Raw genomic sequence first — 12,671 nt, forward strand, 5'->3', positions numbered from 1 at the left:
GTTATGTTAATTGACGATTACTTCGACGGTCGGAATGATACGTTCCTTGTTGTCCGGGCCTAACACTTTCACATGGGTGATGTAGAAGCGTTTGCCTCTTGCCAGACGGCGGATATAATCTTTCTGGCGCTGTGAGAACTGGTTGCCTTGCGTGACTTCCGGAATGATGTTGCCCATCGAATCGTAGAAAGTCAGTTCGAAACTCAATACCTTGAACGGCACGTTCAGCAGGTCGTCGTCGATAGCAGCCTGGATACCGTCGGCTTCCACCAAATTGCGTTTGGAGAACTGGCCGCCACGGAACTTGCGCATATTACCGTTCTGATCTTTATATTCGATAAAAGGCATCGGGTCGGGCAGGGCACGTACGCGGAATGTCGTTTTCGCCATCTCGACGCTACGTCCATCCGCCATTTTAGCATGGACAGAAACGATGGCGTCTGTTCCGACCGTAGCGGGACGGGCTTCCCACTGGTCGCCTTTGCGGACCAATGTCCCGTTTGTCATGGTCGCCGTCACGTTACCGCTCGGCACACCCGGCACGGCAATACGGATCGGGTTGGCGATTCCGGCATACAGCACATTCATCAGCATTGGCGCTACTGTCGCACTCGGTTCCGTCACGAAATACTCGCTTTCGAACTCGCGGCGCATCACGCTGCCGTCGCTACCCGGCATTTCTATATATCCTTTGACCGGATAAGTGCCCGGAGTACCGGCTACAGCCGTAAACATGCCGTTTGCATCGTATGGCAATTCCTTGCCGTTCACATAAACGGTCGGACGTTTCGTCGAGTCGACAGCCGATAGGACGATATTGGCCTTGTACTGGCTGCCACGCATGACGATCTGGCTTTCCGGGATCACCTGTGCCGTGATCTGGTTCACACGATAGTCGCGCATGTCGACACTGCTCAGCAGGTTCGACAACACTTCACCTTCGGCGTAGCGGATATCGCTTTGCAATTTCGTCAACAAGGTAACGGCTGCCGCCACCGGCATACTTTCAAACAGAGCTTCCTCCCAGGTGCGGGTATTGATACCGGCCTTATGAGGCGGTGTCGTCGAGAGGCTGGCTTCGATGATGCGCGTCTTGGCCGAGTCTTCCACCATCTCGCCCATCAGCGTCCGGTATTTTTCGATGCTCTGGCGTAATTTCTTGCCTTCGCCCGAAACGGGAGACAACATCACACGGGAAGCCGCTTCGAGGTCGTCCTTATGATCGATGTTGTTGACATCGGCATCCTTGCCGTCGGCAATCTGCGCAATACGCACTTTCAGATCCTGCACATAATTGTACAGGCTGTCGGAGGCCTGCTTCACCTTGTTCCCCTTCTCGTACCATTCACGTACTTTTTCAGGGTTTGTCTGATAATAAGCCTCCAATTCCTCCGTAACGATCTCATTACGGGTCGAGGTATTATCGATAGAAGTCCGCAAGCTGCCTTCCACCAGTTCGAAACCGTCAAGTACCTCCGACGACACATTGAGTGCCATCATGGCGATGAACACCAGATACATCAGGTTGATCATCTTCTGACGGGGCGAATTGGGATTATTTGCTATTCCTGCCATATCCGGTTACTTCATTGGGTTGTTTGTATAGGGAGCCTGCTGCTGATATCCGTAGGGCTGCTGATAGGGCTGCTGGTAATGCTGCGGCTGTGCGGGTTGCGGTTGCTGCTGTTGGTAAACAGGCTGCTGCGGTTGTGCAGGTTGCTGATACCCCATATTGACTGTCATGGCCTGCAACAGGCGGCTGTAGACCTGGTTCAATTCGGCCAGCTGGCGTGTCATCTTTTCCGTTTCGTTGCGGAACACGGAACTGTCGACCACGGAACCGTCGTACATTTCGCGAATGCGGTTCAGGCCACCGTTGATATGTTCGATCGATTCGATCTGCGAGCTGATGCTCTTCAACTGTATTTCGTAGATCGTGTTCAAACCCGAAATGTTGCGGTTCAGCATTTCCATCTGCTGCACGTAGCCGCGCGAATTCTGGTTGATGCCATCGGAATTATCCGTAATGCTCTTGTACGAGTTCAAGAGCGTGTCGGAAACGTCGGTCAGCGAATGGGTCACCTGGCTGAAACGCTCCATATTCTCGGACATGCCCGAAAGTTGTTCCAGATATTTCTGCGTCGCTTCCGTCAGTTCCGCCATCTTGGAGATTTGTTCGGCTGCACCGCTCAGTTTCTTGATACTGTCGGAAAGGTTTTTCGTATCTTCTTCGCTCACATCCAGGCCGAGATTACCCAATCCGGCAGCCTGTTTGCCGCCTAAGTTGAAGTTCAACCCGCCAGCGACCTCATCGTCGGCTGTGTTCTCCGGCGAATTGACTAGGCTGGACATAGGCGTATTGGCGAAATCCGGACGGTCGAGCGGATTCTTCGATTTCAAGACCGGGAACACTTCTTCCCAGTGATATTCGTTGAACGGTTTCTCAAATGCAGAGATAAAGAATACCAATGCTTCGACCGTCATGGCCACAAACAGGATCTGGTTACCATACGGCAAGTGCAACAATTTGAACAAGGCACCGATAATGACGATGGAGGCACCCCAGCTATAACAGAAATTCAGTACCCGCTTGCCTTTTTCACTGGCGAGGTACATTTCCACTCTGTTTTTATATCTTCTATATTTTCCCATAACTATGATGTATATTCGTTAATTAGAGAGGACGGGCGAACCCTATCCCTGCGTTATTTTTTACCTTTTGCTCTCGAAAAACCGATTTGTGTACGGGCGCAACGGAAACCGATGTATGAACGGGTTTCGTTCTGGTATTCGAAGGTGCGCATATCCGAACGGATAAACTGCGCCACGTCTTTCCAGGAACCGCCGCGTACGACTTTCTTCTTCATGGCGTACGGGTCTTCCTTCGCAGCATTATAGCGCAAGTCCGGATTCATGTCGCTCATCTGGCTCGGTCCGGATTCGGAATAAGAGGTCGATGTCCATTCCGCCACGTTTCCGGCCATATCATAGAGGCCGAATTCGTTCGGGGCGAAAGAACCGACACGTGAAGTGATCAGGTGTCCGTCTTCCGTATAGTTGCCCTTGCCCGGCTTGAAGTTGCCTAAGAAGCAACCTTTTCCGCTCACCAGTTCATCGCCGGCCCACGGATATTTGTTTTCGTTCTTGCCTGTACGGGCCGCATATTCCCATTCGCCTTCGGTCGGCAGTCGGAACGGCTCGATGGCCTGTCCGCTGGGGAAGTTCAGAGATTCCTTGAAAAGGTTGGTGCGCCATACGCAGAACGCGGTCGCCTGTTCCCAGGAAACACCTACCACAGGATAATCGTCATAGCCCGGATGCGAGAAGTACATACGCATATAGGGCTCGTTATAGGCATTGTTGAAGTCGTTCACCCAGCAGCTTTCGTCCGGATAGATATTCACGATGCGGGTATGAAGGAAATCCCACGGCCCGCTAAGCCGGCGCGTGATGGTCTCGTTCACGATCTCGCCTTCCTCGGTGATGTAGGCCGTATCTTTGGATATCATGATCACTTCGTTAGGATCGACCTGGATATCGGTGTTACGCACGCGGGCTGCCGGATCCAGGTTATGTTTGCGAAGGGCTGCCGACGTATAGTCGTACCATTCGTAACGATAGACCATCTGTTTCGGGTCCAGCGTCTTTTCGCCTGTCACCGGATTTACGGTATAGACGCTTTCGATCGCCCGGATCTCGTCTTCATTGGCGCGTTTCCAGGGAATCGGGCGGCTCCAGTCCAGATGCGGGGTTACCGGTTCGCCATATTTGTCTTCGGTAATCTTAAACAGGTCGTTGCCGCCATAAGCCGGATCGGCCAGGCGTTCGCGGATAATGGAATCGCGCACCCAATACACGAACTGGCGGTATTTGGCATTCGTCACCTCTGTCTCGTCCATCCAGAAAGCATCGAAAGAGACGCCTTTCGTTTCCGGATTGATCCCCCACAAGGAATCCTTATCAGCGGGTCCCATCTCGAATGAGCCTCTTTTGATCAGAACCATCCCGTAAGGGGCAGGTTCGTTAAACGCAACCGAGCGTACCCCCGTCACTTCGCCCCCGCCACCGGAAAGGGTTTTGCCACATGAGGTAAACAGGGCTACTGCCGCAAGTACTAACAATACTTTTTTCATATACTATAATATACGTACACTTTTGTGTCTATTTTTTCCTGACTTCGATTTTTTCAACTTCAACTTGTAGCTCACTACCAGCTCGTGGCTTCCACTCGTGGCTTTCAAGATGGGTATGGTAGAGATCGGAAAATCATACGCATATCCTACCTGGAAACTCCCGATCTTGGCTCCTAACAACAGGATCAGCGACTCATTCACACGCCAGGAAAAACCTCCGTTAAACATCTTATTATAAAACAGCCGTGCCGTTATGTCCGCCTGAAAACTCTGCATGTCTGTTTTCAAGAATACAGACGGCTGTAATTCATACAACGGGTTCCGAAACTGAATATTGTATCCGGCTATCAAATTATATGTACTGGCAAGATACATGGAAGAATAATCGTCCAATGAGATCTCTGTCTTGTTTAAGTGCGTGACGCCCAAACCGGCATAGAGATTCTTGCGTTGATAGTAAAGTCCGGCATTCATGTCGAAGCCCATTCCGCTTGCCTGCGTCTGTGGAATCGCCTGGTCTTCCTGTTGATGGAACTGGCTGGTCGGATAAAAGACCTTTTCTCCGTCGAACGACTGGTTTACCACTCCGAACTGCATTCCGATACTGAGCGTGCCGCCAAACAGTTTCTGCTTATAGGCATATTGCAAATTGACATGTGTATTGACGAAAAGCCCGATCCCTTCGGTAAAGACGACCAGCCCGACGCCATGATTGGTTTTCCCGATCTTCAGCGGCATATCCGCATTGATGAAGAAGGAAGTCGGCGCCCCGTCGATCCCGACATATTGCAAACGGGACAGCGCCAACATATTCAAATCTCCCGCAACACCCGCATACGCCGGATTATAATAACCCAATGCCATGAAATACTGGCTCAGCTGCGAGTCGTATTGTGCCCGCGCTCCCGTGAGGCCGGTTACCAAAAGGATAATAAGCAGGAGATATTTGTTCATATATCAAGAAACGGAATAAATCCGAATAAATTGTATAAAAAGCAAACGAGGCGGCGGGACATAGCCCTGCCACCTCGTTATTATTTCATGCCTGTACGTTTTTATCGCACATTAATATTCTTCTTCGTTGAAGAAAAAGTCTTCTTTACTTGGATAGTCGGGCCAGATATCTTCCATGCATTCATAAATCTCGCCTTCGTCTTCCATTTCCTGCAAATTCTCAATCACTTCCAGTGGCGCACCAGAACGTTGTGCATAGTCAATCAATTCATCCTTGGTTGCAGGCCAGGGTGCGTCTTCCAGTTTTGAAGCTAACTCTAATGTCCAATACATAGCTGTCAAGTATTAATAACCACCTTGCGGCGGTCAGGTTCTCAAATTTTCCGCAAAAATAAAACAATATTCTTTAGATGCAAGTATAATCCCAGATAATTTCTTTGCCATTATTCCGTATGCATTCCTTACGTGCCAGAACAAACAGATAATCAGACAGTCTGTTCATGAAAACCAGGACAGGCTCTTCAACGGGGATCGTCTCCGCCAAACGGTAGATCTGCCGTTCGGCACGCCGGCAGACCGTCCGGCATACATGCGCCAAAGAGGCCGAACGGCTTCCTCCCGGCAAAACGAAGTTGCGCATCTTGGGCAATTCGTTATCCAGGCGGTCTATTTCCCTTTCGATACGGCTGATGGTTTCCGGCATCACCTTGCTTTCTACTTTCAGTTCCGTGTTTTCCTGGTCGGTCGCCAGGTAGGAACCGATCGTGAACAACTTATGCTGAACAAACAGCAGGAAATCCTGATCCGCTTTCTCTTCGAGCGAAGTGATCAACAACCCGATAAATGAGTTCAGCTCGTCGACCGTACCATAACTCTCGATGCGTTGGTGCGCTTTCGACACCCGTTCGCCGCCAACCAGGGAAGTGGTTCCCTTGTCGCCGGTCCCTGTGTATATAATGCTCTTTTTCATATGACAATAACTTATCGTTTTATTATATAATCGCACATCCTTGCCGGATGTTGCAAAAAGGAGTACAATATTCGTCAGATTCCGGGATTTGTGCAAGGATTCGGATTATTTATTTTGATGGAAAAAGCGAATTGTCAGGTTTAACATGTTATTCCGATTGATGGATATATCTGTATTACATTTCGCTTGTATCCGGATAAAAAGTCAGAAGTAAACGATATAATCCCTCTTATGCAGCCTCTTGTTGAAAAACACGATTCCCATTGAATACAGGTCGATCGTCACCGTTACTTCGGGATGGGCGCATACTTCCTGCCAGAACTCGCGCATTTTGCGGCTGGCTTTGATGCCTTCGAAGACAAAAACCGTATCGCCGTACACATGTTTCAGACAGGTTTCAAACAGCCAGCTATTGTTTTGCTGTTCATAGAGGGTATTGAAAAAGACAAAATCGAGTCGCTCCATGTCTTTCAAGGCTTTCGGTAGTAAATCCTTATATTCTCCGACACGAAGGTCGACCGGGTTACGGGCGGCTTTGCCGAAAGCGATACGGGCGATGGAGGCAAACTCCGGTACGTTTTCCAGGGCGATACATTTCAGATCGGATGCATATGAAGTCAGATACAAGGTAGACAGGCCCATAGAGGGGCCAATCTGAAGGATATACTTCGATTTGAAATAGTTGGCAAGACGAAAAAGCAAGGCACCGTGCTTGGGACGGATCGCTTCCCGTTCGACAATCCGGCCGATCGTGCGGCGACGCATCTTCCCCTTTTGCCGGCGGTCGGGATAAGTGATCTCGCCATTCTGGAAAAGCAGCTGCTTACGGATCAGTTCGATGTCATAGAAGCTATAGTATTGGCAACGCTCCTCGATCACTTTCGTGATCAGGTTGAAAACGAAGGGGGAGTGAACCCCGAAGCCTTTGCGGTAACGGATGCCCCGGTATAAAAGTACGCCTTTTCTTAGTGTATTAGCTTTGGGAATGATCTGCATATCCTAACTTTTTATTGTTTTAATCATGAAACATGTCCATGATTTTTCCGCTAAGCTGCAAAAGGGATATTTCGCATATCTTGGTGGAATATTCGGCGATGGACTGGCGCTCTTCTGCTTCCAGCAGGCTGTTCTGGGCTTCACGCAGTTCGATACCGGACAGGTCACCCAGTTTATAGCGGTCGATCGCAATCCGGTAATTCTCCTGTGCCGCGACCAAATTCTCTTTTTCCAGGCTCCATAAATCCAGGTTGTTGCGATAGGCCATCCAGAAATTGCTCATATCGGCCCGCAGTCCCAGTTCCAGTTCCTGCGTACGCAATTCCTGGTTCTGAATCTGTATCCGCGCATTCCGCTGTTCGCGTTTGCGGTTGAAACCGTCGAAGACGTTGATGCCGACCGTCACCCCGTAATTGAGTCCGAGGCGGCGCTGGAGGTCGGTCGTTCCCACCTCGTACCAGTTCGTCGTATAGCCGTATCCGGCATTCAGCTTGACATACGGGTAGTTACGGCTTTTTATCTTTTTATAGTCCAGTTCGGAAATCACCTGGTTCTTCTTGGCGATCAGCAAAGATGAATTGGAGGCAAGCGTGCTCTTCCAGAGTTCCACCTCGTCTAAGAACGGGTTGGGGGTAATCAGGGAGTCTTTGATCTGTATCTGTTCCTCTACATCTTCCAAAGCCATCAGCCGGTTCAGGCGGATACGGGAAGTATGCACTTGTTCCAACTGGTTCAGGACATTCGAACTGTCGGCATTGAAGTCGACCTGTGCTTGCTGGAGGTCCAGGCGGGACATCGAGCCGATATAATACCGCTCTTCCACGATGCGCAGGCGTTCGCGGGACAGTTCGAGCGTGGAACGGAGGTTGCGCAGGCGGATCTTCTGGCGGATCAGGTTGTAGTATTCGCTCGAAAGGTCGGCAACGAAGTCCTCGATCGTCAGCCGGGTGTTCAGTTCGCCCAAGTTCTGCAATTCTCTGAGTTTGTCGTAAGTGGCCTGTATGCCCAATCCGTCGAAGACGGTCCAGTTCACGTTCAGGCCGATATCTGCCGTCTCGTTGTTGACACCGTTCGTTTTCTCGGTCGTTCCGTCGGACAACTTATTATTGGTATCGGTAAGCGTCCCGCTGAAGCCGCCGCTCAGATCGACTGTCGGCAAATAGCCGGCATTGCCGGGGGTCGCATTGTTCGCGCTGACCTGTTGTTCGTTGCGGATGATGCGGATGGAGTAATTATGCTCCAATCCGGTCCGGATGCAGTCGTCCAGGCTGAATACCCGTTGCGCCCCGGCCGGAACGACCGCAAATGCTATACATATTAATAAAAGAAACCTCTTCATCCTCAATCGCCTTATTTTTTAATTCTTAATTTTTAATTTTTAATTCTTGATTGCCTGTCCGTCGAGATAAAGCTATACATCGCCGGGACGATGAACAACGTCAGGAATGTCGAAACGATCATACCGCCCACTACGGCGATACCCATCGCAATGCGTCCCTGTGCCCCTTCGCCCGATGCATATACCAACGGAACCAGTCCGAGGATCGTTGAAATACTGGTCATCAGGATCGGACGCAGGCGCTGCGTGGCAGCCGAACGGATCGCTTCCGCCATTTTTTGGCCGGCTTCCTGGCGCTGATTGGCAAACTCCACGATCAGGATACCGTTCTTCGCCACCAAGCCGATCAGCATGATGATACCGATCTGGCTGAATATATTCATGGTCACACCCGAATAACTCATAAAGATCAAAGCCCCCGCGATAGCCAACGGAACCGTGAACATCACGACCAACGGGTCTTTGAAACTCTCGAACTGCGCCGCTAAGACCAGATAGATCATAAACAGCGCCAGGATCATGGCAAACATCAGGCTGGACGAGCTTTCGCGGAACTCTTTCGATTCGCCCGACAGAGCCGTACGGAAACTGTTGTCCAACGTTTCCGCGGCGATACGGTCCATCTCGTCCAGGCCGTCGCCGATCGTATAACCTTTGTTGAGGCCGCTGGAAACCGTTGCCGACACAAAGCGGTTATAACGGTACAGCTGGGGCGGCGCGACGTCCTCTTTCAACGTGACGAGGTTATCCAGCTGGATCATCTCCCCGGCATCGCTGCGGACATAAATGGATTTCAAGTCCAACGGCGTGTTGCGTTGCTGGCGGTTGATCTCACCTAATATCTGATACTGTTTCCCGTTCATGTAGAAATATCCCATACGCTGGCCGCTCAACGCGTACTGCAACGTCTGTGCGATCGTACGGGTGCTGACGCCCAATGAGGAAGCCTTGTCGCGGTTGATCTCGATACGGGCTTCAGGCTTTGTAAACTTCAGGTTCACGTCCGCCATCTGGAACACCGGGCTTTCGTTCACTTTCTGCATAAAAGCGGGCAGAAACTCTTGCAGTTTCTCCAGACTTGTCGCCTGCAAGACATACTGCACAGGCATTCCCCCGCGACGTCCGCCGAAAGTGGACTGCTGCTGGACGAAAGCACGCGCCTCCGTCTTGCCGCGCACATGTTTGGAGAGGACATCGGCGATCTCCATCTGCGAACGTTCACGTTCCTTGATGTCGGGAAGCAGAACGGTTATGAATCCCATGCTGTTATTCGCGCGTACTGTCAAGGCCTGCCGCTCCGGAGCCAACGTGTCCGCCATCGCTGCAATCTGATCCGTGAAATCACGGATAAACTCGAAGGTAGCACCTTCCTGGGCCGATATGCGGATAGAGATGGAAGAACGGTCTTCTAACGGGGACAGTTCGGTACGGATGGTCCGCCAGAAATAGCCGATGGAGCCGAACAAGATCGCGACAACCGGTATGGACCACCACTTATGGTCCAGGAATGCATTCAGGGATTTTGCATAGATCGTATTCATGCCTTCGAAGAAAGGTTCGGTCTTCACATACAACCATCCTTTGCTTTCACGTTTCTTCAATAGTTTAGTCGCCAGCATCGGTGTAAAAGTCAACGCTACAAAAGAAGAAATCGTTACCGAACCGGCGATCACAATGCTGAATTCCTTGAACAAACGCCCTGTCATCCCTTCCATAAAGACAATCGGAAGGAATACGGACACCAATGTCACCGTCGTAGACACGACGGCGAAGAAGATCTCTTTCGATCCCTCTATACCCGCCTCTTTCGGTTCCATTCCCTGCTCGATGCGGACATAGATGTTTTCCGCCATCACAATCGCATCATCCACCACCAATCCGACCGAAAGCACTACCGCCAACATCGTCAGCACATTGATGGAGAAGCCGGAGATATACATCACGAAGAAAGCTCCCACGAGCGACACCGGAATTACCACCACCGGGACCATCGTCACACGCCAGTCGCGGAGGAACAGGAAGATGATCAACACGACAAGCAGGAAAGCCACATAAATGGTCTCTTCCACCTCCTTGATCGAGGCACGGATAAAACGGGTATTATCGTACACCATCTCGACTGTCACGTCTTCCGGCAAGTCTTTCTTCAGTTGCTCGATACGCTTGTAGGCCTCATCGGCAATCTCGATCTGGTTAGCACCCGGCTGCGGGATGATGACGTCGATGACCATCGGTTCGCCGTTCTTGCGCATCACGCTTCGCAAATCCTCCGGACTGACCTCGGCGCGCCCGACGTCCTGAAAACGGATGATGTTATCGCCATCCCGTTTGATAATCAAATCATTAAATTCCGTTGCCGTATGCATCAGCCCAAGCGTACGGATAGACAAATCGATCGTATTACCTTCTATGCTGCCGGAAGGAAGTTCCACGTTCTCGGCATCCACCGCGTTCTTCACATCCAAGGGAGTAACGCCATAACCGGCCATCTTGATCGGATCGAGCCACAAACGCATGGAGTAGCGCTTCTGTCCCCAGATATCCACGCCACTCACGTTCGGAATGGTCTGAAGCCGCTCCTTCACCGTCAGTTCGGCAATCTCGCTCAGCTCCATCAACGAACGCTTGCTGCTTCGGATACCGATCTGCATGATCGGGGTTGCATCGGCATCTGCCTTCGAAACCGTCGGAGGGTCACAGTCGCGGGGCAGGTAACGCTGGGCGCGCGAAACCTTGTCGCGCACGTCGTTTGCCGCCGTTTCCAGATCGACGGACAGTTCGAACTCTACCGTAATACGGCAACTTCCCTGGCTGCTGACGCTGCTTAATGAACGAATCCCCGGAATACCGTTGATATTCTGTTCGAGCGGTTCCGTAATCTGGTTCATGATCACCTCGGCGTTGGCTCCCGGATAGGACACGTTTACCGAAATAATCGGGTTGTCCACACTCGGAAACTCACGAACCCCCAGGAATTTATAGCCGATCATCCCGAACAACAGGAGGATCAGCATCATCACGGTCGACAGAACCGGCCTCTTTATACTTATTTCAGAAATATTCGCCATGCCATTTCGTTACTTCAGGTTATCAATCGACACTTTCATTCCCGTCCGAAGCTGCATCACGCCGGAAGTGATTACCGTATCACCCACGCTCAATCCTTTCAAGACCTGCACCTGGCTCTCCGTGCGAAGACCGAGGATGATCTCGGCAGGCTCTGCCACTCCGCTCTTATACAGATAAACGATATTCTTTCCCATTTCCGGGATCAACGCTTCGCTGGGGATCGCCAACGCATCTTTTATCTCACGACGGGTAATTTCGACAGAGGTATAACGTCCCGGCACGATCGATTCGTCCCGGTTCGGATAGGTCGCACGCACTTTCAGCGAACGGGTCGCCTCGTCGATTTTACTTTCCACCGCATAGACAGTCGCTTTGTAATCCTGCATCATGCCGACAGACGAATTCATCCTGAATACGATCGGCGTACCGTCCTTTATATCCGCAGAGTACCGTTCGGGAACGGAAAATTCGATTTTCAAAGGAGAGATCTTTGTCAATTTGGTGATAACGGTCGAAGGGGAGGCATAGGCGCCTTCACTGACATTCCGAAGGCCGATGATCCCGTCAAAGGGCGCCCGAAGTTCGGTCTGGGCGATATTCGCTTTCACCAGTTCGATATCCGCCATCAGTTTTTCATATTCGGTCGCCACCTGTTCATAGGCTTCCTGGCTGACTGCATCTTTTTCCAAAAGCGTATGCTGGCGATACACGCGGTCCTTTGCCAGCGGCACCTGCGCCTCTAACTTTTTCAGTTCCGCCTGCAGCGGCTTGTCGTTGATCTTGGCAAGCAGGTCACCGGCTTTCACATGCGTTCCTTCCGTAAAATAGATGGCCACGATCTTGCCCGACGATTCGAACGAGAGGTCTACCTCCTCATCCGGGATCGTGCTGCCGGTTACAATGGTCTTATCGGTAAGGGACTGATATTTCAGTACTTCCGCATTAATATTCAACACTTGTTTCCGAACTTGGCTTCCGGCTGGCGGAACCACTTCGGCAGCATCTTTGGATGCTTTCATACGGCTTTTAATCTGCGGGTAAGCGATCATTCCGGCAATCATCAGAACAATTGCGGCCGTCACGCTCCACTTCACTCTCTTCGTCATATTTTCCAGGTATTCTACTTAAAAACACTTATCGACACGTAAATATATACAAGTACGCGGAATTATAGACGAATTAGGAGCAAAAAGGTTTAATCTTTTGCACT

10 protein-coding genes are annotated in these 12,671 nt (G+C 50.9%); all 10 read right to left on the minus strand.

What is annotated here, in order from left to right; all coding sequences use genetic code 11:
• Positions 1–6: 6 nt before the first annotated feature.
• Positions 7–1,575: a type IX secretion system motor protein PorM/GldM gene (gene porM / locus ACW6QF_RS02045; protein WP_298548625.1), complete on the minus strand. Its 1,569-nt coding sequence runs from the start codon at positions 1,573–1,575 to the stop codon at positions 7–9.
• Positions 1,576–1,581: 6 nt separating this feature from the next.
• The gene (gene porL / locus ACW6QF_RS02050; RefSeq protein WP_456086633.1) at positions 1,582–2,652 is read right to left on the minus strand and encodes a type IX secretion system motor protein PorL/GldL; all 1,071 of its coding nucleotides are present in this window, start codon (positions 2,650–2,652) and stop codon (positions 1,582–1,584) included.
• Between the two features lie 53 nt (positions 2,653–2,705).
• Positions 2,706–4,133: a T9SS ring complex lipoprotein PorK/GldK gene (gene porK / locus ACW6QF_RS02055; RefSeq protein ID WP_456086634.1), complete on the minus strand. Its 1,428-nt coding sequence runs from the start codon at positions 4,131–4,133 to the stop codon at positions 2,706–2,708.
• Positions 4,134–4,136: 3 nt separating this feature from the next.
• Positions 4,137–5,087: a PorP/SprF family type IX secretion system membrane protein gene (locus ACW6QF_RS02060; RefSeq protein ID WP_456086635.1), complete on the minus strand. Its 951-nt coding sequence runs from the start codon at positions 5,085–5,087 to the stop codon at positions 4,137–4,139.
• 111 nt (positions 5,088–5,198) lie between these two features.
• Positions 5,199–5,420 carry a DUF2795 domain-containing protein gene (locus tag ACW6QF_RS02065; protein WP_005633363.1) on the minus strand — a complete coding sequence of 74 codons (222 nt, stop codon included), beginning with the start codon at positions 5,418–5,420 and terminating at the stop codon, positions 5,199–5,201.
• Positions 5,421–5,493: 73 nt separating this feature from the next.
• The gene (locus ACW6QF_RS02070; RefSeq protein WP_456086636.1) at positions 5,494–6,057 is read right to left on the minus strand and encodes a cob(I)yrinic acid a,c-diamide adenosyltransferase; all 564 of its coding nucleotides are present in this window, start codon (positions 6,055–6,057) and stop codon (positions 5,494–5,496) included.
• A gap of 204 nt (positions 6,058–6,261) precedes the next feature.
• Complete coding sequence (locus ACW6QF_RS02075; protein WP_456086637.1) at positions 6,262–7,053, minus strand: O-methyltransferase; 792 nt, start codon at positions 7,051–7,053, stop codon at positions 6,262–6,264.
• Between the two features lie 19 nt (positions 7,054–7,072).
• A complete protein-coding gene (locus tag ACW6QF_RS02080; RefSeq protein WP_456086638.1) occupies positions 7,073–8,392 on the minus strand; it encodes a TolC family protein in 1,320 nt (439 codons plus the stop codon).
• 32 nt (positions 8,393–8,424) lie between these two features.
• The gene (locus ACW6QF_RS02085; protein WP_456086639.1) at positions 8,425–11,460 is read right to left on the minus strand and encodes an efflux RND transporter permease subunit; all 3,036 of its coding nucleotides are present in this window, start codon (positions 11,458–11,460) and stop codon (positions 8,425–8,427) included.
• 9 nt (positions 11,461–11,469) lie between these two features.
• Entirely contained in the window at positions 11,470–12,567 is a 1,098-nt protein-coding gene (locus ACW6QF_RS02090; RefSeq protein ID WP_456086640.1) for an efflux RND transporter periplasmic adaptor subunit, read from the minus strand.
• Positions 12,568–12,671 lie beyond the last annotated feature (104 nt).

The organism is Parabacteroides sp., from assembly GCF_977054455.1.

Excerpts from the sequence above, each read along its gene's own strand:
- porM (WP_298548625.1), bottom strand. The coding sequence starts at position 1,575 with ATGGCAGGAATAGCAAATAATCCCAATTCGCCCCGTCAGAAGATGATC.
- porL (WP_456086633.1), bottom strand. The coding sequence starts at position 2,652 with ATGGGAAAATATAGAAGATATAAAAACAGAGTGGAAATGTACCTCGCC.
- porK (WP_456086634.1), bottom strand. The coding sequence starts at position 4,133 with ATGAAAAAAGTATTGTTAGTACTTGCGGCAGTAGCCCTGTTTACCTCA.
- ACW6QF_RS02060 (WP_456086635.1), bottom strand. The coding sequence starts at position 5,087 with ATGAACAAATATCTCCTGCTTATTATCCTTTTGGTAACCGGCCTCACG.
- ACW6QF_RS02065 (WP_005633363.1), bottom strand. The coding sequence starts at position 5,420 with ATGTATTGGACATTAGAGTTAGCTTCAAAACTGGAAGACGCACCCTGG.
- ACW6QF_RS02070 (WP_456086636.1), bottom strand. The coding sequence starts at position 6,057 with ATGAAAAAGAGCATTATATACACAGGGACCGGCGACAAGGGAACCACT.
- ACW6QF_RS02075 (WP_456086637.1), bottom strand. The coding sequence starts at position 7,053 with ATGCAGATCATTCCCAAAGCTAATACACTAAGAAAAGGCGTACTTTTA.
- ACW6QF_RS02080 (WP_456086638.1), bottom strand. The coding sequence starts at position 8,392 with ATGAAGAGGTTTCTTTTATTAATATGTATAGCATTTGCGGTCGTTCCG.
- ACW6QF_RS02085 (WP_456086639.1), bottom strand. The coding sequence starts at position 11,460 with ATGGCGAATATTTCTGAAATAAGTATAAAGAGGCCGGTTCTGTCGACC.
- ACW6QF_RS02090 (WP_456086640.1), bottom strand. The coding sequence starts at position 12,567 with ATGACGAAGAGAGTGAAGTGGAGCGTGACGGCCGCAATTGTTCTGATG.